The 23,197-nt window shown below is 73.4% G+C and carries 19 protein-coding genes; 15 read left to right on the forward strand and 4 right to left on the reverse strand.

Features of this window, described 5'->3' with window-relative positions:
* From F9B16_RS16320 to F9B16_RS16340, 5 genes are all read left to right on the forward strand, one after another.
* Complete coding sequence (locus tag F9B16_RS16320) at positions 1-1,377, forward strand: aromatic ring-hydroxylating oxygenase subunit alpha (protein ID WP_151540928.1); 1,377 nt, start codon at positions 1-3, stop codon at positions 1,375-1,377.
* 68 nt (positions 1,378-1,445) lie between these two features.
* Complete coding sequence (locus F9B16_RS16325; protein ID WP_151540929.1) at positions 1,446-3,275, forward strand: flavin-containing monooxygenase; 1,830 nt, start codon at positions 1,446-1,448, stop codon at positions 3,273-3,275.
* Entirely contained in the window at positions 3,268-4,194 is a 927-nt protein-coding gene (locus F9B16_RS16330) for an SDR family NAD(P)-dependent oxidoreductase (RefSeq protein ID WP_151540930.1), read from the forward strand. Before F9B16_RS16325 ends, F9B16_RS16330 begins: the two co-directional genes overlap by 8 nt.
* A gap of 5 nt (positions 4,195-4,199) precedes the next feature.
* The gene (locus tag F9B16_RS16335) at positions 4,200-5,906 is read left to right on the forward strand and encodes a thiamine pyrophosphate-binding protein (protein WP_151540931.1); all 1,707 of its coding nucleotides are present in this window, start codon (positions 4,200-4,202) and stop codon (positions 5,904-5,906) included.
* Between the two features lie 5 nt (positions 5,907-5,911).
* Positions 5,912-7,351 (forward strand): aldehyde dehydrogenase family protein, encoded by a 1,440-nt coding sequence (locus F9B16_RS16340; protein ID WP_151540932.1) that lies wholly within the window; start codon positions 5,912-5,914, stop codon positions 7,349-7,351.
* Here the strand turns inward: F9B16_RS16340 and F9B16_RS16345 are convergent.
* Genes F9B16_RS16345 through F9B16_RS16355 form a run of 3 tightly spaced genes read right to left on the reverse strand, consistent with a single transcriptional unit; the run spans position 7,348 to position 10,669 of the window.
* Positions 7,348-8,619, reverse strand: a complete 1,272-nt coding sequence (locus F9B16_RS16345) for an acetyl-CoA hydrolase/transferase family protein (protein ID WP_151540933.1) — start codon at positions 8,617-8,619, stop codon at positions 7,348-7,350. The genes F9B16_RS16340 and F9B16_RS16345 overlap by 4 nt on opposite strands.
* On the reverse strand, positions 8,616-9,521 hold the full coding sequence (locus tag F9B16_RS16350; protein ID WP_318839239.1) for an HpcH/HpaI aldolase/citrate lyase family protein: 906 nt from the start codon (positions 9,519-9,521) through the stop codon (positions 8,616-8,618). Before F9B16_RS16350 ends, F9B16_RS16345 begins: the two co-directional genes overlap by 4 nt.
* On the reverse strand, positions 9,506-10,669 hold the full coding sequence (locus tag F9B16_RS16355) for a CaiB/BaiF CoA transferase family protein (protein WP_151540935.1): 1,164 nt from the start codon (positions 10,667-10,669) through the stop codon (positions 9,506-9,508). The genes F9B16_RS16350 and F9B16_RS16355 overlap by 16 nt, the downstream gene beginning before the upstream one ends.
* An 89-nt stretch (positions 10,670-10,758) precedes the next feature.
* Between F9B16_RS16355 and F9B16_RS16360 the strand changes: the two genes are divergently transcribed.
* Both F9B16_RS16360 and F9B16_RS16365 read left to right on the forward strand, forming a co-directional pair.
* Positions 10,759-12,273, forward strand: a complete 1,515-nt coding sequence (locus tag F9B16_RS16360) for a class I adenylate-forming enzyme family protein (protein WP_151540936.1) — start codon at positions 10,759-10,761, stop codon at positions 12,271-12,273.
* Positions 12,274-12,302: 29 nt separating this feature from the next.
* Positions 12,303-13,076 carry an SDR family NAD(P)-dependent oxidoreductase gene (locus tag F9B16_RS16365; RefSeq protein WP_225991673.1) on the forward strand — a complete coding sequence of 258 codons (774 nt, stop codon included), beginning with the start codon at positions 12,303-12,305 and terminating at the stop codon, positions 13,074-13,076.
* A gap of 12 nt (positions 13,077-13,088) precedes the next feature.
* Here the strand turns inward: F9B16_RS16365 and F9B16_RS16370 are convergent, their stop codons facing one another.
* Positions 13,089-13,895: a FadR/GntR family transcriptional regulator gene (locus F9B16_RS16370; RefSeq protein WP_151540937.1), complete on the reverse strand. Its 807-nt coding sequence runs from the start codon at positions 13,893-13,895 to the stop codon at positions 13,089-13,091.
* A 107-nt stretch (positions 13,896-14,002) separates the two neighbouring features.
* Here F9B16_RS16370 and F9B16_RS16375 point away from each other — a divergent pair, with 107 nt between their 5' ends.
* The 8 genes from F9B16_RS16375 to F9B16_RS16410 all read left to right on the forward strand — a co-directional run.
* Positions 14,003-15,148: an acyl-CoA dehydrogenase family protein gene (locus F9B16_RS16375; protein ID WP_151540938.1), complete on the forward strand. Its 1,146-nt coding sequence runs from the start codon at positions 14,003-14,005 to the stop codon at positions 15,146-15,148.
* A gap of 37 nt (positions 15,149-15,185) precedes the next feature.
* Positions 15,186-16,139 carry an acyl-CoA dehydrogenase family protein gene (locus F9B16_RS16380; protein WP_151540939.1) on the forward strand — a complete coding sequence of 318 codons (954 nt, stop codon included), beginning with the start codon at positions 15,186-15,188 and terminating at the stop codon, positions 16,137-16,139.
* Positions 16,136-17,350: an acyl-CoA dehydrogenase family protein gene (locus tag F9B16_RS16385; protein WP_151540940.1), complete on the forward strand. Its 1,215-nt coding sequence runs from the start codon at positions 16,136-16,138 to the stop codon at positions 17,348-17,350. Before F9B16_RS16380 ends, F9B16_RS16385 begins: the two co-directional genes overlap by 4 nt.
* Positions 17,347-18,438, forward strand: coding sequence for an acyl-CoA dehydrogenase family protein (locus F9B16_RS16390; protein ID WP_151540941.1), 1,092 nt, complete (start codon positions 17,347-17,349; stop codon positions 18,436-18,438). Before F9B16_RS16385 ends, F9B16_RS16390 begins: the two co-directional genes overlap by 4 nt.
* 520 nt (positions 18,439-18,958) lie before the next feature.
* Positions 18,959-21,301 (forward strand): xanthine dehydrogenase family protein molybdopterin-binding subunit, encoded by a 2,343-nt coding sequence (locus F9B16_RS16395; RefSeq protein WP_151540942.1) that lies wholly within the window; start codon positions 18,959-18,961, stop codon positions 21,299-21,301.
* A complete protein-coding gene (locus F9B16_RS16400) occupies positions 21,298-22,221 on the forward strand; it encodes an FAD binding domain-containing protein (RefSeq protein ID WP_151540943.1) in 924 nt (307 codons plus the stop codon). Before F9B16_RS16395 ends, F9B16_RS16400 begins: the two co-directional genes overlap by 4 nt.
* A complete protein-coding gene (locus F9B16_RS16405) occupies positions 22,214-22,714 on the forward strand; it encodes a (2Fe-2S)-binding protein (RefSeq protein WP_151540944.1) in 501 nt (166 codons plus the stop codon). Before F9B16_RS16400 ends, F9B16_RS16405 begins: the two co-directional genes overlap by 8 nt.
* On the forward strand, positions 22,711-23,197 hold a 487-nt coding region (locus F9B16_RS16410), incomplete at its 3' end, for an SRPBCC family protein (RefSeq protein WP_192808822.1). The genes F9B16_RS16405 and F9B16_RS16410, both read left to right, overlap by 4 nt.

Genomic DNA, 23,197 nt, shown 5'->3' on the forward strand with positions numbered 1-23,197 from the left:
ATGAGCGAGACCCTCGAGAACGTCCCCGAAGCCGCATCCACGGAACCGTTGTCGGAGCCGATGACGATCGGCGTGGAGGCGTACGTCTCGGAGGAGTACGCCCGCGCCGAGGGGGACCGGCTGTGGAGCAGGGTGTGGCAGCAGGTCGCCCGGGTCGAGGAGCTGCCCGAGGCCGGCGACTGGCTCACCTACGACATCGCCGACGACTCGATCATCGTCGTGCGCACGGCGAAGGACCGGTTCCGCGCGTACCACAACGTCTGCTCGCACCGCGGCCGGCGGCTGGTGGACACCCCGCCCGGCGCGCACGACGCCCGCGGCCACGGCCGCCAGTTCGTCTGCGGGTTCCACGGCTGGCGGTACAACATCGACGGCGACTGCACCCACGTCCCCGAACGCGAGGACTGGCCGTGCGGGCTGACCGACGAGCGCATCGCGCTGAAACAGGTCGCGGTCGACACCTGGGGCGGCTGGGTCTGGATCAACATGGACCCGGACTGCGAGCCGCTGCGCGACTACCTCGAACCCGCCGCCACCTTGCTCGACCCGTTCCACCTGGAGAACATGCGCTACCGGTGGCGGCGCTGGCTGGTCTTCGACTGCAACTGGAAGGTCGCCTTCGAGGCGTTCATGGAGACCTACCACGTCCCCTACACGCACCCGGAGTTCATGAAGTTCGGCGGGTTCCTCGGCTGGGCGCGCTCGCACGGCAGGCACAGCAACATCGGCTACGACGCGCCGAAGAGCATGGACGAGAACCAGGCCAAGCTGCGCCTCGGCACCGGCGACGACCCGCGCGTGTCGACGGCCGAACTGCAGAGCTTCACCTGGGAGAACGCCAACACCAACACCACCTGGACGCTGGTCGAGGTGGCGCAGGAGCTCGTCAAGGACCTGCCCGAGGGCACCCCGGCGCCCGAGGTGCTCGCGCACTGGCTGTCCACGGCCCGCGCGAAGGACGCCGAGCGCGGCGTGGTCTGGCCGACCGTCCCGCCGGAGATCACCGCGAAGGCCGGCACGGCCTGGCAGATCTTCCCGAACTTCCAGATCGGGCACGCGCCCAACAACATGCTCTGCTACCGGTTCCGGCCGTACGGGCACGACCCCGACAAGTGCGTGTTCGAGGCCGCCGTCTACGAGCTGTTCCCGCCCGGCGAGGAGCCCGAGACCGAGTGGATCCACACACCGCAGGACGACCCCGGCTGGCGCACCGTCCTGCCGCAGGACTTCTCCAACATGGCGGCCGTCCAGCAGGGGATGAAGTCGCGCGGCTTCTCCGGTCCCAAGCCCAACCCGTACCGCGAGCGCAGCGTCGTGAACCTCCACCACAACCTCGCGAAGTACATGGGCACCGGAGCGCCGCGCGACCTCGCCTGAGCCGCCCACCCGCACCGACGTGACGGCGGACGACCCGGAGTCACCGCCCCGAGCCGAGGAATCACTGGATGCCGCACGAATGCGCGCCGACGCAGACTCCCGAGGTCGACCGCGACGCCCTCCGAGAGAAGTACCTGTCCGAGCGCGACAAGCGCCTGCACCCCGAGGGGCGCGGCCAGTACGTGGTGACCGAGGGGGAGTTCGCGGACTTCTACGAGTCCGACCCGTACCTGCCGGTCCAGCCGCGCGAGCCGATCACCGGCGACGTGGACGCGGTGGTGCTCGGCGCCGGCTTCTCCGGCCTCGTCACCGCGGCGCGGATCAAGCAGGCCGGCGTCACGGACCTGCGCGTCGTCGACTGGGCGGGCGACTTCGGCGGTGCCTGGTACTGGAACCGGTACCCGGGGATCCAGTGCGACACCGACAGCTACTGCTACCTGCCGCTGCTCGAAGAGGTCGGGTACATGCCGAAGCAGAAGTACGCCTTCGGCGACGAGGTGTACGAGCACTGCCAACGCATCGCCAAGCACTTCGGCCTCTACGACAACGCGCTGTTCCACACCTTGGTGACCTCGCTGCAGTGGGACGAGTCGATCGGCCGCTGGCGGATCGGCACCAACCGCGGCGACGGCATCACGGCCCGCTTCGTCGCCATGTGCCAGGGCCCGTTCAACCGTCCGAAGCTGCCCGGCGTCCCCGGCCTCACCGAGTTCGAGGGGCACACCATCCACACCGCGCGCTGGGACTACGACTACTCCGGCGGCGACATGAGCGGCGGGCTCAGCGGCCTGGCCGGCAAGAAGGTCGCGGTCATCGGCACCGGCGCGAGCGGCGTCCAGGTGATCCCGCACATCGCCCGCGCCGCCGAGCACCTGTACGTCTTCCAGCGGACGGCGTCGACCATCGACGAGCGCGGCGACGTCCCGACCGACCCGGAGTGGGCGAAGACGCTGCGTCCGGGCTGGCAGGAGGAGCGGCGCCGCAGCTTCCACACCGCGGCGTTCGAGGCGTTCGGGCCGGGCCAGCCCGACCTGGTGTGCGACGGCTGGACGGAGATCAGCCGCAACCTGGCCGCGTACCTGGACGAGACGGACGGCTGGGCCGCGATGGCCGACCCCGCGACGTTCATGGAGCTGCGCGAGCTCGTGGACTACCGGGTGATGGAGCGGCTGCGCCGCCGCGTCGAGGCGCTCGTCGACGACCCGGAGACCGCCGAGATCCTCAAGCCCTACTACCGCTTCCTGTGCAAGCGGCCGTGCTTCAACGACCAGTACCTGCCGACGTTCAACCGCCCGAACGTCACGCTCGTCGACGTGTCCGGGACCAAGGGCGTCGAGCGCATCACGCCGAAGGGCATCATGGCGCGCGGCGTCGAGCACGAGGTCGACTGCATCGTCTTCGCCAGCGGCTTCGAGATCACCACCGACCTCGACCGGCGGTTCGGCATCCAGCCCTTCGCGGGACGCGGCGGCGTGTCACTGTACGACCACTGGGCCGACGGCTACCGCACCTTGCACGGCATCACCACGCACGGCTTCCCGAACCTGTTCTTCACCGGGTTCCTGCAAGGCGGCGTCACCGCGAGCACGACGGCGATGTTCGAGCAGCAGGCCCGGCACATCTCCTACCTGATCGCCGAGACGCTGGCGCGCGGCGCCACGACCGTCGAACCGACCGCCGACGCCCAGGCCCAGTGGTGCAGGACGGTCAAGGAGACCGCCGTCGACAACAGCACGTTCGAGCGGGAGTGCACGCCCGGCTACTACAACGGCGAGGGCGAGAAGAAGATCCGGTCGCATCTGGGCGAGCCGTACTGGCCGGGCTTCTACGCCATGGAGGACCTGCTGCGGGCGTGGCGCGACACCGGCGACATGGAGGGCATGGTCGTCCATGGCTGACCTCGGGTTCGACGGCCGGGTCGCCGTCGTCACCGGCGCGGGCCGCGGACTCGGGCGCGCCTACGCCCGGCTGCTCGGCGCGCTGGGCGCCAAGGTCGTCGTCAACGACCCGGGCGGCGCGATGAGCGGCGAGGGCACCGACCCCGGTCCGGCGGACGCGGTCGTCCGGGAGATCGAGGAGGCCGGGGGAGAGGCCGCCGCCAGCCACGCGTCCGTCGCGACGTTCGAGGGCGGCCGGGCGATCATCGACGCGGCGCTCGACCGCTTCGGCCGGATCGACGTGCTGGTCCACAACGCGGGCAACCACCGTCCGGCGCCGCTCGCGGAGATGACGCCCGAGGACCTCGACGCCGTCCTGGACGTCCACCTGCGCGGCGCTTTCAACGTCGTCCGGCACGCGTTCCCCGCCATGTGCGCCGCCGGATACGGGCGCGTCGTGCTGACCTCGTCGATCGGCGGCCTGTACGGCAACCGCCGGGTCGCCAACTACGCGATGGCGAAGGCGGGCGTGATCGGGCTGTCGAACGTGGTCGCGCTCGAAGGCGCCGAACACGGCGTGAAATGCAACGTCATCGTCCCCGCCGCCGTCACCCGGATGGCCGCGGGCATCGACACCTCCGCCTACCCGCCGATGGAACCCGAGCTCGCGGCGCCCGCCGTCGGCTGGCTCGCGCACGAGTCCTGCTCGATCACCGGCGAGATGCTGGTGGCGATCGCCGGACGGGTCGCGCGGGCGTTCGTCGGCGAGACCCCGGGCGTGCACCGGCCGTCCTGGACGATCGACGAGGTCGGCGAGCGGATCGCGGAGATCCGCGACGCCCGCGACCCCTGGATCCTGCCGGTCGTCCCCTCGGCGCACAACGACCACATCAGCAGGAGCTTCGCGATGGCGAGCCCCGCAACGGCCAAGGAGGGCTAGCCGCCATGGCGGTCAAGGTCTACGAACGCATCCTTCAGCTCTTCGAGGCCGAGGGGATCAGCACCATCTTCGGCATCCCCGATCCGAACTTCGTGCACCTCTTCCACCTCGCCGAGGAGCGCGGCTGGAACGTGGTCGCCCCGCACCACGAGGAGGCCGCCGGGTTCATGGCGGAGGCGGTGTCGCGGATGACGGGGAAGCCGGCCGTGTGCATCGGCACGCTCGGCCCCGGCATGGCGAACATGGCCGGGGCGATGATGTGCGCCAAGGTCGAGAACTCGCCGGTCGTGTTCCTCGGCGGGCAGCGGGCCCGCATCACCGAGCAGCGGGTGCGGCGCGGCCGCATCCAGTTCGTCAAGCAGTCCGAGTTGTTCGCGCCCTCGGTGAAGTACGCCGCCAGCATCGAGTACGCCGACCAGACCGACGAGATCGTCCGCGAGGGGCTGCGGAAGGCGCTGTCGGGCACGCCCGGGCCCGTCTACATCGAGTACCCGTCGCACGTGATCCAGGAGGAGCTCGACGTCCCGGCGGCGGCGCCACCCGAGACGTACCGCCTGGTCGGGCAGACGGCGGGCCCGGACAAGGTCGCCGAGGCAGCGGTGGCCGTACGGGCGGCGAAGCAGCCGATCCTCCTCGTCGGCCACGGCGTCCACACCGCCCGCGCGGGGGAGCAGGTCAAGCAGCTCGCCGACCTGATGGCATGCCCCGTCATCCAGACGTCCGGCGGCACCTCCTACATCAAGGGACTGGAGGACCGCACCTGGTCCTACGGCTTCTCGCCATCGGCCGTCGACGCGGTCGTGAAATCGGACCTCTGCCTGGCGATCGGCACCGAACTGGGCGAGCCCGTCCACTACGGGCGGGGCCGGCACTGGCTCGAGAACGCCGCCGGACGCACCTGGATCCTCATCGAGCAGGACCCCGGGGCGATCGGCGTCAACCGCCCGATCGACATCCCGCTGGTCGGCGACCTGCGCGCGGTCGTCCCGCAGCTCGTGGACGCGCTCGCCGGCTCGCCGCGCACACCGTCACCGGAGCTCGCCGGCTGGATCGAGCAGGACGCGGCGCGGCTCGCGGACCTGGCGGAGACGGCCCCGTCCGGCGGGTCGCCCGTCCACCCCGCGCGGCTCGTCGTCGAGGCGACCAGGGCCTTCCCGCCGGACGGGATCATGGTCCGCGACGGCGGCGCCACCACGATCTTCGGCTGGACGTACTCGCAGGCCAAACCGCACGACGTGCTCTGGAACCAGAACTTCGGCCACCTCGGCACCGGGCTGCCCTACGCCGTGGGCGCCGGGGTCGCCGACGGCGGCGCGCGCCCGCTGATGCTGATCACCGGCGACTCGTCGTTCCTGTTCCAGATCGCGGAGCTGGAGACGGCGGCCCGCCTGAACCTGCCGCTGGTCTGCGTCGTGGCCGTCGACTACGCGTGGGGCCTGGAGGTGGGCGTCTACAAGCGCACCTTCGGGCAGGACGCGCGGATGCCCGGCGTGCACTGGAGCACCGGCACCCGGCTCGACAAGGTCGCCGAGGGCTTCGGCTGCCACGGCGAGTACGTCGACCGCGACGCGGACATCGCCCCCGCCATCAAGCGCGCCTACGCGAGCGGGAAGCCGGCGGTCGTCCACGTCGCGGTCGACCCCAAGGCGAACTCGGAGGAGATGCCGAGCTACGCCGAGTTCCGGACCTGGTACGCGGAAGGGATGCAGTGACGGCCATGGGCGACAACCTGGAGTTCTACATCGGCGGGGAGTGGACCGCCCCGGCCGATCCGTCACGGACCCTCGACGTCGTGAACCCCGCGACCGAGCAGGTCTGCGGCAAGGTCGCGGCCGGTTCGGCCGCCGACGTGGACCGGGCGGTCGCGGCGGCGCGCGGCGCGTTCGGCTCCTGGTCGCGGACGAGCGCCGCCGACCGGACCGAGGTGCTGCGGAACGTCCAGGAGGCGTACCAGAAGCGGTCCGGCGACCTCGCCGCCGCGCTGACCGAGGAGATGGGCGCGCCCGCGTCGCTCGCCGGCGGGTTCCAGGTCGGGCTCGGCGCCGGCCACCTGGCCAAGGCGATCGAGATCCTCCAGGACTTCGCGTTCGAGGAGCGGCGCGGCGCCACCCTCGTCGTGAAGGAGCCGATCGGGGTCTGCGCGCTGATCACCCCCTGGAACTGGCCGCTCAACCAGATCGCGGTGAAGGTGTTCCCGGCGCTGGCGACCGGCTGCACGATGGTCCTCAAGCCGTCGGAGATCGCACCGTCCGCCGGGCGGATCTTCGCCGAGATCCTGGACGCCGCGGGCGTCCCCGCCGGGGTGTTCAACCTCGTCCAGGGCGACGGGCCCGGCGTCGGCGCGGCGCTCTCGTCGCACCCCGGCGTCGACATGGTCTCCTTCACCGGGTCGGTGCGCGCGGGCGTCGAGGTCGCGCGGAACGCCGCGCCCGGCGTCAAGCGGGTCACCCAGGAACTCGGCGGCAAGAGCCCGAACATCGTGCTGGACGACGCGGCCTTCGCCGCGAACGTCGCGTCCGGCGTCACCACCATGATGGGCAACTCCGGGCAGACCTGCAGCGCCCTCTCGCGGATGCTGGTGCCGAGGTCGCGGATGGACGAGGCCGCCGCCGTCGCGCGCGAGGCCGTCGCCGGCGTCAGCGTGGGCGACCCCGCCGGCGACGTCGTGATGGGCCCGGTGGCGTCGCGGGCCCAGTTCGACAAGGTGCAGGCGCTCATCCGGAAGGGAATCGAGGAAGGCGCCACCCTCGTGGCCGGAGGCACCGGCCGTCCGGACGGCCTGCCGACCGGCTTCTACGTCAGGCCGACCGTCTTCGCCGACGTCACCAACGACATGACCATCGCCCGCGAGGAGATCTTCGGCCCGGTCCTGACGATCATCGGCTACGACGACGTCGACCACGCCGTCGAGATCGCCAACGACACCGAGTACGGCCTGGCCGGCAACGTCGCCGGCGCCGACCTCGACGCCGCCCGCGCCGTGGCCCGCCGCATCCGCGCGGGCTGGGTCTCCATCAACGACGGGTTCGACTTCGGCTGCCCCTTCGGCGGCTACAAGAAGAGCGGCAACGGCCGCGAATGGGGCGAGTTCGGCTTCCACGACTACCTGGAGACCAAGGGCGTCCTCGGCTACGAACCCGAGCAGGCCGCGGGCTAGAACCCGCGCTGCTCGATCGCGTGCGCCTCCCTCGCCAGCTCCTCCTGGAAATCGGGATGGGCGATGGCGACGAGGCGGCGGGCGCGCTCGGCGAGCGGCCTGCCCTTGAGCTCGGCCGCCCCGAACTCGGTGACGATCACGTCCGCGTCGCTCCGGGCCGTGGTGACCGGGCCCGACAGCGCGGCGGTGATCCTGCTGACGGTGCCGCGCCGCGCCGTGGCGGGCAGCGCGATGATCGCGTGCCCGCCGGGCGAGCGCGCGCCCGCCCGGACGAAGTCCGCCTGCCCGCCGGTGCCGCCCAGGTAGGCGGGGCCCGTCTGCTCGGCGTTCACCTGGCCGGTCAGATCCACCTCGACCGCGGAGTTCAGCGTCACCAGCCTCTCCAGCCGCGCGAGGACCGCCGCGTCGTGGGTGTAGTCCGCGGCGCGCATGCGGATCGCCGGGTTGCGGTCGGCGAACCGGTAGAGGCGCTCCGTGCCGATCAGCGCGCCGGTGACGGACACGCCCCGGTCGATGGGCTTGCGGGCGTTGGTGACGACGCCCGCCTCGACCAGGTCGACCAGCCCGTCCCCGATCATGCCGGAGTGGACGCCGAGGTCCGCGCGGTCGTGGAGGAGGCGGAGCAGCGCGTCCGGGACGGCGCCGATCCCGGTCTGGACGACCGAGCCGTCCTCGATGTAGGCGGCGGCGTGCTCCGCGATGGCCCGGTCGGTCGCGCCGATCGTCGCCGGAGGGACCTCGACCGGGGGCCGCGAGACGTGCACCGCGCAGTCGATCCCGGCGGCGGGGAGCACCTCCCCGTACGTGCGGGGCACCCGCTCGTTCACCTCGGCGATGACGACGCGCGCCTTCGCCGCGGCGGCGCGGACGTGGTCGCTGATGAGGCCGAGGCTGTGGTCCCCGTCCGCGCCGGCGGGGGCGACCTGGACGAACGCGGCGTCGCACCGCAGGATCCCCGCCTCGATCATCGGACCGATCTGGCCGACGTGGCAGGGGACGACGGTGAGCCGGTGCTTCGCGGAGAGGGCGCGCAGCGCGCCGATCGCCCCCATGCTGGACACGGCGACGCCGTCCATCGCGTCCGGGGTGAGGAGGCCGGAGAAGCTCGTCGCGATGAAGACCGACAGGCCGCCGATGGCGGGGCCCTGCTCGATCAGGGCCTCGACCAGCGTGGTCGGCTCGCCGCACGCCTGCCCCACGACGATGTGGTCCCCGGGGCGCAGGAACCGGCTCAGGTCGAGCCCGGCGGGATCCGTGACGGTCTTCACGCGCGTCCCGCCTGGGCGAGCAGCGCCCGCGCGCGGGCGAGGTGGGGACGGTCGAGCATGGCGCCGTCGTGGGCGAGGGTGCCCGCGCCCGGGTTGGCGTCGAACAGGTCGACGATCTCCTGCGCGGCGGCCACTTCCGCGTCCGTGGGGGTGAAGGCCGCGTTGATCACCTCGACCTGGGCGGGGTGGATGGCGAGCATGCCGCGGTAGCCGTCCCGGCGCACCCGCGCGGCCCGCGCGCGCAGCCCGTCCAGGTCGCGGAAGTCGCCGTGGATGGTGTCGACCGGGACCGCTCCTGCGGCGGCGGCGCCGAGGAGGCACAGGCTCCGGGCCAGTTCGTAGGTGAACCCGTACTCGCCGTCGGCGGTGCGGTTGCCGGAGGCGCCCACCGCGTCGGCGAGGTCCTCGGCGCCCCAGGTCATCGCGACCAGGCGCGGCGCGCCCGCGTAGGTGCCGATGGTGAACATGGCCTCGGCCGTCTCCGTCACCAGCGCGATGACCTTGGTCGAGCCCTCCTCGGTGCCCGCCGAGACCTCCAGCGCGGACAGGTAGTGGTCGAGCCTCTCCACGTCCGCGCGGCCGCGCGCCTTGGGGAGCATGACGCCGCCCGGGCGGGCGGGCATCACCGCCGCCAGGTCCGCCAGCGCGTGCGGGCCGTCGAGCGGGTTGATGCGCACCCAGAGCCGGTCTCTGCCGTCGTCCGGGCGGGAACGCAGGAAGTCCGCGACCATCGTCCGGGCGGACGGCTTGCGCTCTTCGGCGACCGCGTCCTCCAGGTCGAAGAGCACGATGTCGGCCGGAGACGCCGTGGCCTTCTCCATCTTCCGTTCGCTGTCGCCGGGAGCGAACAGCCACGAGCGTGCGGAGAACGTTTCCGCGCCTTGGGTCATTTCCGGTCCCATCCCATTTCGTCCAGTACTTCCGCCGTGTGGGCGCCGAGCCTCGGGGCCGGGCCGGCGACCCGGCCCGGCGTCCGCGAGAACCAGGCCGGCGTCCCAGGGAACCGCACCGGCCCGTTCGGCGTGTCGACCGTCTCGAAGAAGCCGACGGCGTTCAGGTGCGGATCGTCGAACAGCTCGTCCAGGGTGCGGACCGGCGCGGCGGGAATGTCCAGGGACGAGAGCAGCTCCAGCCATTCCCGCGTCGTGCGCTGCATGAACGTCTCGCCGAGCAGCGCGTAAACGGTGTCGATCTGCCGGGCCCGCTGTTCGAGGGTGGCGAAATGCTCGCCCGCCCATTCCGGCTTCACGGCCTCGACGAACGCCGACCACTGCTTGTCGTTGTACACGAGCGCGGAGACGTGACCGTCCTTGGTGCGGTACGGCCTCCGGTTCCGGGAGACCGCGCGCGGATAGACCGCAGGGCCCAGCGGAGGGGTGAACAGCGCGCCGTTGGCGTGCTCGACCAGCATGAACGCGGCCATCGTCTCGAACATCGCGACCTCGACCTCCTGGCCCTCGCCGGTCCGCTCGCGATGGAACAGCGCCATCATGGTGGCGTACAGCGCCGTTATCCCGGCGACCTTGTCGGCCATGATCGTCCCGACGTAGCCCGCCTCGCCGGTCAGCTGCTCCTGGACGGACGGCAGCCCGCATTCCGCCTGGATCGTGTCGTCGTAGGCGGTACGGCCCGCGTCCGGCCCGCGCCGTCCGTAGCCGTAGCAGTTGGTGTAGACGATCGACGGGTTGATCGCGGCCACGTCGGGATAGGCGAACCCCAGCCCGTCGATCGCCCTCGCGCGCATCGAATGGATGAAGACGTCGCCGCGCTCGATGAGGCCGCGCAGGGCGTCCTTTCCTTCGCCGGTGCGCAGGTCGAGCACCACGCTGCGCTTGCCGCGGTTGACGTTGACGAAGACGCCGGCCATTCCCGGTTCGGGCCCGGCCGAGATCCGCCGGGTGTTGTCGCCGGCGGGAGGTTCGACCTTGATGACGTCCGCCCCCATGTCGGCCATGACCTGGGTGCAGTGCGCGCCCATCACCATCGCCGTCAGGTCGACGACCCGCACTCCCGACAGCGGGCCCGGATGGTGTCCGCGTTCGTCCGACATCGGCCGCTCCCACCGGATTCTCGCGCCCGGGAACCCTGTATCCAGATGATGCTGTCAATCCTTACAAGGATGATGATATCAAGAGGGTCATGAGGAGCACCGAAGCCGGCGCCGCCCCTCCGCCCTCCATCGCCGCCGTGCTGGACGCACCGCTCGCCGCGCGGCCCCGCGCCACCGCGATCGAGGCGGCCTCCGGCGCCTGGTCGTACGCCGAACTCGACGACCGGGCGCGGAGAGCGGCCGGTGCGCTGTGGTCGCTCGGGGTGCGGCAAGGGGACCGCGTCGCCGCGTGCCTGCCCAACGACCTGGACATCGTGGCGGCCTTCCACGGCGCCCAGCGGATCGGCGCGGTGTGGGCGGGGATCGGCGAGGCGCTCGCGCCCGCCGAGCAGGAGGAGCTGCACGGCATCTGCGATCCGGCGGTCGTCCTCGCCGGGCCGCGCTGCCGCCTCGACGTGCCGGGCCGCGTCGACCCCGACCGGTGGGCGCGGCTCATGGCGGGGGAGGGGTCCGCCCCGGAAGTCGCGCTCGACGTCGACGCGCCCGCCGGGATCGCGTTCACCAGCGGGACGTCGGGACGGCCGAAGGCCGTCGTGCACAGCCAGCGCAACCTGCTCCTACCGGGCGCGGTGCTCGTCGCCACCCGAGGCTGGGGCCCGGAGCTGCGCAAAGGCGACGGCTTCCCGCTCACGATCCTCAACCTCATGGTCCTGTCGACCCTGCTCGCCGCGCAGGCCGGCGGATGCTCGGTCATCATGGACCGGCGCGACGCCGACGGCCTGGCCGGCTGGATCTCCGAGCGCGGCGTCACCGCGTGGAACGGCGCCCCCGCGCAGCTCTACGACCTCGCCCGGCGCCCCGACCTCGGCCTCGGCCCGCTCCAGGAGGCGTGGAGCGGGGGCGGCGACACCTCCGACGCGCTGCGCGAGGCCTTCTCCGCGACGCACGGCCTCGTGCCCCGGGCCACCTACGGCCTGACCGAGGCGCCGACCGTCGTGTCCATCGACCCGCCCGGCGAGCAGTGGCGCCCGAGCACGAGCGGGCGCGTGCTGCCCCACCTCGACGTCGCCGCCTACGACGACGACGGCCGCCTCCCCGCAGGTGAGCCGGGCGAGCTGCGGCTCAGCGCCGCGACCTCGGGCCCCTGGGCGGGGGCTTGGACGCCGCTGCTCGGCTACTGGGAGAACGGCCGGGTCCGCCCGCCGGAACCCGGCCCCGTGCCCACCGGCGACATCGGTACGGTCGACGCCGACGGATGGCTGACCGTGCTCGACCGCAAGAAGCTGGTCATCGTCAGGGGCGGCGCGAACGTCTACCCCCTCGAAGTGGAGCGGGTGCTCCTGGCGCATCCCGGCGTCGCCAACGCGGCGGTGTGCGGGGTGCCCGACGACCGCCTCGGGCAGCGGGTGGCCGCCGTCGTGGAGAGCGCCGGCGCGCGGCTCGACGTCGCGGCGCTCACCGAGGCGTGCCGCCGGGAGCTCGCGCCCTACAAGGTGCCGGAGATCTGGAAGCGGGTCGACGCGCTGCCGGTCAACGCCATGGGGAAGGTACAGCGCGCCGGGCTGGCCGACCTGGTCGCACGGGACGCGCCGGGCGACCGGTGAATCCGGAGCTTCAGCAAAGGGAGGCGCGCGTGGACGCGGATGCCGCCGCACGCGGGATGTTCGGTCTCGACGGCCGGGTGGCGATCGTGGCGGGAGCCTCGTCCGGGCTGGGCGCCGCGGTCGCGCGCGCACTGGCCGCGTTCGGTGCCCGGGTCGGCCTGGTGGCGCGCCGCAGGGACAGGCTGGACGCGCTCGCCGCGGAGATCGGCGGCCTGGCCGTCGCCTGCGACCTGTCCGACCCCGAGCGGGCCGGGACGGTCGTGCCGGCGGTGGCGGACGGGCTCGGCCCGCCGGAGATCCTCGTCAACGCGGCGGGCGCCATGTTCACCGAGGAGCGCGCCGAGTCCGAACCGCTCGACGCCGTCCGCGCGACCCTGGACCTCAACCTGGTGGCGCCGTTCGTGCTGGCGCAGGCGGTCTACCCGCACATGCGCGCGGCCGGGCGGGGCTCCATCGTCAACGTCTCGTCCATCAGCGGACGGGTCGGCGTGCCGGGGATCCCGCAGGCGTCCTACGCGGCGAGCAAGGCGGGCCTGTCCGGCCTCACCGCCGAGCTGGCCGTGCAGTGGGCGCGGCACTCGATCCGGGTGAACACGGTGGCGCCGGGTTTCTTCCGCAGCGAGATCACCAGCCCGCTGTACGAGAACGAGCGGCCGGCCGAGTACCTGCGCCGCAACACGCCGCTCCCGAAGGAGGGCGGCGCGGACGACATCGTCGGCGCCATCGTCTGGCTCGCTGGGGACGCCGCGAGCTACGTCACGGGGCAGACGATCGTCGTCGACGGAGGATGGACCGCCCGGTAGCCCGCGCCTCCGTCAGTGGCGCGCGCGCACGCCGGACTGGATCGCCTGCCGGGCGGCGGGCGACGCGGCGTTGACGATCCCGTCGTCGAAACGCTCCAGGAGCAGGGACTGGGTCGCGGTGAGGTGCGCGCAGGCGACCCGCTCCGCCTCCCCGGCGCGCCCGGCGGCGATGTCGTCGACGATCCGGCGGTGGGTGCGGACGGACGTCATCGCCTCGTCCCGGGTCGGGTACTCGCCGCGCCGGGTGAGCGCCTCGGCCCACGCCTCCTCCTGCGCCGACCACAGCGCGACGAGGCTGCCGACGACGTTGCGGACCGTCGCGTTCGGGGTGAAGGCGACGAGGAGGTCGTGGAACTCGCGGGCGGTCTGGGTGAACGCGACGCCGTCGTCCACCAGCGCGGTGCACTCCTCGACGTTGGCGCGCAGGGCGGGGACGACGGCCTCCGCGCGGTCCTCGCGCCGCGCGCACTCGGCGGCGCACAGCGGTTCCAGCATCCGCAGCCCGGCCGCCAGGTCGCCGAGCGAGACCCGGTCGCCCTGGAGCGCGAGGCCGAGGTGGTACGCGGCCGACGACTGGTCCGGCCGGTGCACCTCGGCGCCGCCGACGTTGCCGCGCCGGACCGTCACCAGGCCCTCGGTCTCCAGGATGCGCAGCGCCTCCCGCACCGAGGGGTAGCTCACGCCGAACTCCTTGACCAGCTGGTCCTGGGTGGGGAGCGCGTAGTCGTAGTCGCTGGCGAGGATGCGGGTGCGCAGCTCGCCGGCGACGGTCTCGGCGATGCGGTGCTGGTGGACTCGGCTGCGTCGCGGTGTCGTCACGCAGGCCGCTTCCCGTGGAGCTGAGGGACCATGCGGCGAGTCTACCGTGACCGGATAACCAAAGGCAGTATTGCAATCCTTACAATGATTGAAATAGCGTCGTCGGCATGGACTTCACGATGGGCGAGGCCGCCACCGCCCTCCGCGGCGACCTGCGCAGGCTGGTCGCCGAGCACGTCCCGCCCGGCTTCCTCGGGGCCTTCACCGACGACCCGTCCGACCTGGAGACCGCGCAGCGCTTCTGCCGCCTGCTCGCCGACCGCGGGCTGCTCTGCCTCGCCTGGCCCGGGGAGTACGGCGGCGCGGACGCCTCGGTGTGGGAGCAGACCGTCGTCCGCGAGGAGATGTGGGCGCACCACGAGCCCCGCGGCGCGCAGTACATGGGCGTCAACTGGGTGGGGCCGACGATCATGCGGCACGGCACGGCGGAGCAGCGCCGCCGGCACCTGCCGCCGATCGCGCGCGGCGAGGTCATCTGGTGCCAGGGGTTCAGCGAGCCCGACGCCGGCTCCGACCTCGCGGCGCTGCGCACGTCCGCCCGTTGGGACGGCGGCGCCTGGCGCATCTCCGGCCAGAAGATCTGGACGTCCTACGCCGGCATGGCGCAGTGGTGCTTCCTGCTCGCCCGCACCTCGACGGGGGAGCGGCGGCAGCACGGGCTGACGATCTTCCTCGTGCCGATGGACGCGCCGGGCATCGAGGTCAGGCCGATCGCGTCGATGATGGGGCCGCACCACCTCAACGAGGTCTTCTTCAGCGACCTGCGGGTGACCGGCGCGGACGTCCTCGGCGCCGTCGACCGGGGATGGGAGGTGGTGCAGGAGGTGCTGTCGTTCGAGCGCGTCGGCATCGCCCGCTACGCCCGGTGCGAGCGGCTGCTCCAGGCGGCGCCCGCGGTGCTCGGCGACCGGTGGGACGACCTGCCGGACGAGCTGCGCGGGCGGTGGGCCCGGATGCTGACGCACTGCCGGCGCGCGCGCCTGCTCGCCTACGAGGTGGTGGCGAGACAGGCCAAGGGCGCGGTGCGGCCCGCCGACGCGGCCGCGTACCGGATCGCGGTGACCCGGCTCGACCAGGACAGCGCCGACGTGCTGATGGAGATCGTCGCGTCGGCCGAACCGGATGGAGCGGAGGCCCGCCGGTTCCGCCTGCGCGTCGAGGACCACTGGCGCTACTCCCGGGCGTCCACGGTCGCGTCGGGGAGCATCGAGATGCAGCAGATCCTGCTGTCCCGATCGCTGCTGGCGTCATGACCGGCCCGCTGAGCACCGCCCTTACGGCCGGCACCGCATGAACATCGACCTGAGCGAAGAGGCCGCCGAGTACGGGCGGCAGGCGGTCCGGGCGTTCGAGGCGGCCGGCGGCGACGACCTCGTCCGGCAGGCCGAACGCGAACCCAAGCGCAGAGCGGCGCTCGTCGGGCCGGTCCTGGACGAGCTGGGCGCGCTCGACCTCGACCCGCGCGGCGATGCGGCGGAACTGGAGGCGGCGGCGGCGCTGTGCCGCGCCGCGGGCTACTTCGCCGTCCCGTTCCCGGTGGCCGAGCGCCTGTCCCGGCCGGCCGGTGCCGACGGGCTGCTCGTCGTCGACGGCGCCCGTCCAGCCGCCGCCGTCGCGGGGCTCGACCTGAGCTGGACGGCCGTGACGCTGGACGGCCGGCGCTGCGACGCCGCCGCGCGGGCACCGGAGGGCCCACCCCGCACGTCGGCGTTCGTCACCGGACTGGACCTGCGACCGGCCGGCGCCGGCGGAGAGTGCGCGCGAGACCTCGCCCTCGGCCTGGTCCTGCCGTGCTGGACGCTGCTCGGGATGCTCGACCGAGCGATCGACCTCACCCGGGAGCACGTCCTCCTCCGCGAGCAGTTCGGGCAGGCGCTCGCGCGGTTCCAGGGCGTGCGCTTCCAGCTCACCGAGGCCGAGGTCGAGCGCAGCGGTGCCGAGGCGCTGGCGAAGTACGCGCTCTGGAGCGTCCAGGACCACCGCGGCGAGGCGGCCGACGACGCGCTCGCGCTGCGGCTCGCGGCCGTCGAGGCGGCCGACGTCGTCTTCCGCGTCGCGCATCAGCTGCACGGCGCGTTCGGCTTCTGCGATGAGGCGTTCCTGTCCTGGCTGTCCCGGTACGGCCAGCCGCTGCGGCGCCTGCCGCTGGGGCCCGCCGGGACGCGCGACCGGCTGACGCGCAGCCTGGGCCGGCGCGGCCTGACCGGGCCGTTCGGCGAGGCGCGGGAGCGTGCGGCGCGATGACCGGAGTTCGCGGGACCGCACACGACCTCGCGGAGTTCCGTGCCGAGGTGCGCGGATGGTGCCGCGAGCACATCCCGGCCGATTGGCGGCGGGCGCAGACGGGCGTCCCGGAGGAGGAGTTCGTCGCCTTCCAGAAGGAGTGGTTCCAGGAACTGCGCCGTGCCGGGTTCGCCGTCCCGCACTGGCCGCGTGAATGGGGCGGCGGGATGCCGGTCGCCGAGCAGATCATCCTGTACCAGGAACTCGCCGCCCACGACGCGCCGCGGCTCGTGCTGGCGTTCGTCGCGATCCACCACGCCGCCGCGACGCTGCTGGCCGCCGGGACCGACGAGCAGCGCCGCCGCCACCTCCCGGCGATCCTGGACGGCGAGATCTGGGCCCAGGGCTTCTCCGAGCCCGGCGCCGGGTCCGACCTGGCCGCGCTCTCGACCACCGCCCGCAGGCAGGACGACGGGTACGTCGTCAACGGGCAGAAGGTGTGGGCGAGCGGCGCCGCGCACGCCGACTGGTGCCTGCTGCTCGCCCGCACCGACCCCGGCGCGCCGAAGCGGCGCGGCATCTCCTACTTCCTGCTCGACATGAGCACGCCGGGGATCGACGTCCGCCCCATCCGGCAGGCGACCGGCGAGTCGCACTTCTGCGAGATCTTCCTCGACGACGTCGTCATCCCCCGGACCTGCCTCGTCGGGCGCGAGAACGACGGCTGGCGGGTGGCGCAGGAGACGCTGGGCGCCGAGCGCGGCATGACGATGCTGGAGCTGGCCGAGCGGCTCGGCAACGCCGGCTTCCGATGGCTGCTGGAGACGTGCGCCCGCCCCGGGCCGGGCGGAGCGAGGCCCGTCGACGACGCGCTCGTCGCCGACCGGCTGGCCGGTTTCGAGACCGAGCTGACCGCGCTCCGCGCGCTCTGCCGCGACCTGGTGGAACGCCACGACGCGGGCACGCCCGGTCCGGCCGACGCGTCCGTCGTCAAGCTGTTCTACAGCGAGCTGCTCCAGCGGATGACCGGCTTCGGCGCCGAGATCGCCGGGCCCGCCGCCCACGCCGAGCTGCGCAAACCCCTGTCCAGCGGATGGGAGTCGGGCGCCTGGGCGCTGGACTTCATCGGCTCGTGGGAGTGGACGATCCCGGGCGGGACGAGCGAGATCCAGCGCACCATCATCGGCGAGCGCGGCCTCGGCCTGCCCCGCGAACCCCGGGGCGGCCGATGAGCCCCGACCTCTCCGATCTGCACGGCGAGTTCCGCGCCGTGGCGCGCGACCTGCTCGGCGGCGCCGGCCCGGACCGGGCGCCCGGCTGGAAGGCGATCACCGGATCCGGCTGGCCCGGCCTGGAGGTGCCGGAGGCGCTGGGCGGCTCCGGCGCCACCTTCGCGGAGGTCGCCGTCGTCCTGGAGGAGATGGGCCGCGCGGCGGCGTCCACTCCGTACGTCGGCGCCGCGGTCCTGGGTGTCGGAGCGCTCAACCTGCTGGAACCCGGACCGGACCGGGACGGGTTGCTGCGCGCCATCGCGTCGGGGGCCGCGCGTCCGGCCGTCGCGCTGGCGGGCGACACGGGCGACCCGGGCACCGCCGTCGCCGCCGAGCCGCCGTTCCGCCTGGAGCGGTCGCCGCGAGGGCTCGTCCTGCGCGGCGACGCGGCGTTCGTGCCCGACGCGGCCGGCGCCGACCGGCTCCTGCTGCCCGCGCTCGCACCCGGCGGCGAGCCGGTCATGGTGGACGCCGGTCCGGACCTCGCGGGGATCCGGGTGACCGCTCAGCCGCTCCTCGATGACACCCGCGCGTTCGGCCGCGTGACCGCCGAAGGCGCGGTCGTGGCAGAGGGCTCGCTCCGGAGGTTCACCGGAGACCCCGCGGCCGCCTTCCGGCACCTGGGTGACCGTGCCGCCATGGCCGTCGCCTGCGACGGCCTCGGCCTGAGCGAGGCCATGCTGGACGCGACCGTCGCCTACGCGGGCGTGCGCGAGCAGTTCGGCCGCCCCATCGGCTCCTTCCAGGCGGTCAAGCACGCCTGCGCCGACATGCTCGTCCGGGTCACCGTGGCGCGCCGCCTCGTCGAGGCCGCCGTGCGGGCGCTGGCCGCCGGCGACCCGGACTGCTGGGTGGCGGTGTCCATGGCGAAGTCGTACGCCTGCGAGGCCGCGGTGGACGTCGCGGGCAAGGCGATGCAACTGCACGGGGGCATGGGCTACACGTGGGAGAGCGGCGTCCACGTCCACCTGAAGCGCGCGATGCTCGACCGCTCCCTGTTCGGTTCGCCCGCGGACCACCGGCGCCGCGTCGCGCACCGGTATCGGTGAGCGCCGCCTCTTGCGTTTCGTGCCGGGATGAGGTGGACTCGGCAGCAAGACAATACAGATTCTCTGATCTTGTTCGGTCGAGGTCGTGAGAGGCCCGTGGCCGCCGCCCGGACGTCCGGGCAGGGCGCGGACGGTCGCGACCTCATGGTAAGCCCGTTATCGCCATACAAGAACTTAATATCGATCAGAAAGAATTTTCTTCTCGCATGTTCCGGTGGGCGGATGCCGCCCCCGGGCGGACGTTCCCGCAGGACGCGCGAGACGCTCATTCCGGCATGCCGCCAATGGCTGGGCGACAGGTCATATTCCCTGGTCAGAGGGGATATTGACCCACTTTTCGGAGCGGTGCTATCCAGGTGTTCAGCATCGCTGAACGACCGTCCAGCGGCACGAGCGGCGCATGCGGAACGGCGTGCGCGGCGACGACCGCGCACCTGGCACAGGGAGGTCCTCCGTTGGGTGAGTTGTCCCCGTCCGTCCGGCCGGCCGCCGACAGGCGGACGCCCGGGCCGGTGCGCCCGTGACCGGCGCGGCGGCGGCCGCGGCGCGGTACGCCGGAACGCGGGTCCCGCGCGTGGAGGACCCGCGGCTGTTGACCGGCCACGGGACGTACGTCGACGACGTCACGCGGCCCGGGATGCTGCACGCCTGCTTCGTCCGCAGCCCCCTGGCGCGCGCCCGGATCCTCGGCGTCGACGCCGCCGAGGCGCTCGCCGCCGACGGCGTCCACGCGGTGTTCACCGCCGCGGACCTCAACCCGGACGTGCGCGAGCAGTGGTACACGCTGATCGGCAAGGACGTCCCGGACACGCCGCGGCCCCCGCTCGCCGAGGGCGAGGTCCGGTTCGTCGGCGACCCGGTCGCGATGGTGGTCGCCACCGACCGCTACGTCGCCGAGGACGCCGCCGAGCTGGTCGCCGTCGACTACGAGCCGCTGCCCCCGGTCGTCGACTACGCCGCCGCGGGGGAGTCCGCGGAGCTGGTGCACGACGGCTACCCGGGCAACGTCGCGGGCGAGTTCCCCGGCGCTCCGTTCGAGGACGTCGAGCCCGTCTTCGCCGAGGCGCCCGTGGTCGTGCGGCGCACGATCCGCCAGCAGGCCTGCAGCCAGGTGCCGATCGAGACGCGCGGCATCGTCGCCGAATGGTCGGCGCCGAGCGGCGAGCTGACGATCTGGGCGGCGACGCAGTCCCCGCACGAGGTGCGGCTGTTCTGCTCCCGGCTGCTCGGGCTGCCGGAGCAGCGGGTGCGGGTGGTGATGCGCGACACCGGCGGCGGCTTCGGGCAGAAGGTGATCCCGCAGCGCGAGGACATGTGCGTCATGCTCGCCGCCCGCAAGGTGCCCGGTCCGCTGAAGTGGATCGAGGACCGGCGGGAGAACCTCCAGTCGGCCGGCATGGCGCGGCACGCCCACGGCGACGTCCGGATCGCCCTCGACGACGGCGGCGCGATCCTCGCCGCCGCGATCGACTACGTCGAGGACGTCGGCGCCTACCCGGTGCCGTGGCCGGTCGGGACGTCCGCCGCGGTCGGGATGTTCTTCCCCGGCCCGTACCGCGTCCCGAAGGCCGCGTGGGCGACGGCGTCGGTGTTCTCCAACACCTCCGGCCGCACCGCCTACCGCGGGCCGTGGCAGTTCGAGTCGCTGGCCCGCGAACTGCTCCTGGACTCGGCCGCCCGCAAGATGGGCCTCGACCCGGCCGAGCTGCGCCGCCGGAACCTGCTGCGCCGCGACGAGCTGCCGTACACCAACCCGTGCGGCGTCCCCTACGACGGCATCACACCGCTGGAGACGTTCGAGCAGGCGCTGAAGATGCTCGACTACGAGGCCTTCCGGCGCGAGCAGGAGCTCGCCCGCGCCGAGGGCCGGTACATCGGCGTCGGCACCTGCACGTACGTGGAGCCGACCTCGGCCGCGATGGCGCTGCACGCCACCGAGGGCGCGACGATCCGGATCGAGCCGTCCGGCAAGGTCAACGTGTACGTGTCCGGCGGGTCGAGCGGCAACAGCATCGAGACCACGGTCGTGCAGCTCACCGCGGACGCGCTCGGCGTGGACATCGCCGACGTCAGCACGGTGCAGGGCGACACGGCCGTCACCCCGTTCGGCGGCGGCGCGGCCGGCAGCCGGTCGGGCTCGATGACCGCGGGCGCCGTGGCGGAGACGGCGTCGGTGCTGCGGGAGCGGATCGTCGCGATCGCGGCGCACCGGCTGGAGGCCGACCCCGGCGACATCGAGCTGGACGGCGGCCGCGCCCGGGTGCGCGGCGTGCCGGAGTCCGGCGTCACGCTCGCCGAGATCGCGAACGCCGCCTACTTCCAGCCGGAGACCCTGCCGCCGGACGTGCCGGCGGGCCTGGAGGCGTCCGGCCGGTACCGGCCGGAGCACCCGCTCATCTACGCCAACGCCACCCACCTGTGCACCTGCGAGGTGGACGTGGTGACCGGCGCGGTGAAGCTGCTGCGCTACATCGTCAGCGAGGACTGCGGCCCGATGATCAACCCGAACGTCGTGGAGGGGCAGATCGCGGGCGGCGTCGTGCAGGGCATCGGCAACGCGCTCTGCGAGCACCTCGCCTACGACGCCGAAGGCAACCCCGTCGCCACCACCTTCATGGACTACCTGCTGCCCACGGCCGCCGAGATACCCGACATCGAGTACGGCCACGTCGAGACGCCGTCGCCGGGGCCCGGCGGCTACAAGGGCGTCGGCGAGGGCGGCGCGATCGGCGCGCCGCCCGCCGTGGCGAACGCCGTCGCCGACGCGCTCGCGCCGTTCGGCGCCGAGATCACCAGCCTGCCGCTGACGCCCGAGACCATCGTCGCGCTGGTGCGCGGCGCGGACGGGACGGTGACGCGATGAAACCGCCGTCCTTCGAGTACCACGTCCCCGGCGACGTGGACGAGGCCGTCGGGCTCCTCGCCGAACTCGGCGAGGACGCCAAGGCCATCGCGGGCGGGCAGAGCCTCGTCCCGATGCTCGCGCTCCGGCTCGCCAACCCCGAACACCTGGTGGACCTGCGCAGGCTCGACGGCCTGCGCGGCGTCGAGGAGCGCGGCGGGACGGTCCGGATCGGGGCGGGCACCACGCAGGCGGCCGTCGCGCGGTCCGCCGGGGTCGCGCGGTCCGTCCCGCTGATGGCCCGCGCCACCCCGCTGATCGGGCACTTCCAGATCCGCAACCGCGGCACCGTCGGCGGGTCGCTCGCGCACGCCGACGCCGCCGCCGAGTACCCCGCCGTCGTCCTCGCGCTCGACGCGGAGCTCCAGGCGGTCTCGCCGCGCGGCACCCGCACCATCCCCGCCGCCGGCTTCTTCACCGGCCTGTGGAGCACCGCGCTGGACGAGGACGAGCTGCTGACCGCGATCGACTTCCCGGTACGGCGCGGCCGCAGCGGCTTCGCGATCGAGGAGTTCGCAAGGCGCGGCGGCGACTTCGCCATCGCCGGCGCGGCCGTCGCCCTCGAGCTGGACGACGCCGGCCGGGTCGCCCGCTGCGGGATCGGGCTGTTCGGGCTCGGCTCCACGCCGCTGCGCGCCCCGGCCGCGGAGGCCGCCGCGACCGGCGCCGCACTGGCCGACATCGACCCCGACGAACTCGGACGCACGGCCATCGGGGAACTGGACGCGGTCCCCGCCGACCTGCACGCGTCCGCCGACCACCGCGCGCACGTCGGCGCCGTCGTCGTGGCGCGCGCATGGCGCCGCGCCGCCGAGGAGGCCGGGCGGCGCGCCGCCGAGGAGGCCGGGCACCGCGCCGCTGAGGAGGCTGCGAATGGCTGACGTCACCGTCCGGATGCGGGTCAACGGCGGGCCGCGGAGCGCGTCCGTCCCGCCCCGGCTCACCCTCGCCGACTTCCTGCGCGAGCGGTGCGGGCTCACCGGCACCCATCTCGGCTGCGAGCACGGCGTGTGCGGCGCGTGCACGGTCCTGCTGGACGGGCAGGCCGTCCGCGCCTGCCTCGTCCTCGCCGTGCAGGCCGACGGCGCCGAGATCACCACCGTGGAGGGGATCGCCTCGCCGGACGGTGAGCTGTCCCGGGTGCAGCAGGCGTTCCGCGACCACCACGGCCTGCAGTGCGGCTTCTGCACGCCCGGGTTCGTCGTCTCCGTGACGGCGTTCCTGCGCGACAACCCCGACCCCACCGACGAGCAGATCCGCGACGGCCTGTCCGGCAACCTGTGCCGCTGCACCGGCTACCAGGGGATCCTCAAGGCCGTCCGCGCGGCGGCGGGCCCGTCCGCGGGCGCCGCCGCACCGGAGGAGACCGGATGAAGCTGGAGAACGCCTTCACGATCCCCGTGCCCGCGGACGAGGCGTGGCGCGTCCTGCTCGACATCGAGCGGATCGCCCCGTGCGTTCCGGGCGCGACGCTCACCTCCCGCGACGGCGACCGCTTCGACGGGAAGGTCAAGGTCAGGCTCGGCCCGATCGGCCTCACCTACAGCGGGTCGGTCGCGTTCGTCTCGCTCGACGAGGACGCCGGGGTCGCGGTGATGGAGGCCGCCGGGCGGGAGACGCGCGGCGGCGGCACCGCGAAGGCCGTCGTCACGTGCCGGCTCACCGGACGCGGCGGCACCACCGACGTCCAGGTGGAGACCGACCTCGCCATCACCGGCAAGCCCGTGCAGTTCGGCCGCGGCGCTCTCGCCGACGTCTCGGCCGCCCTCCTCGGCAGGTTCGCCGCGAACCTCGCCGAGGAGATCGCGCCCGGCGGGGACGCGTCCCCGGCCCCGGACGCCTCCTCCGGGACCGGGG

The sequence above is a fragment of the Actinomadura montaniterrae genome (assembly GCF_008923365.1).
Taxonomy (GTDB): domain Bacteria; phylum Actinomycetota; class Actinomycetes; order Streptosporangiales; family Streptosporangiaceae; genus Spirillospora; species Spirillospora montaniterrae.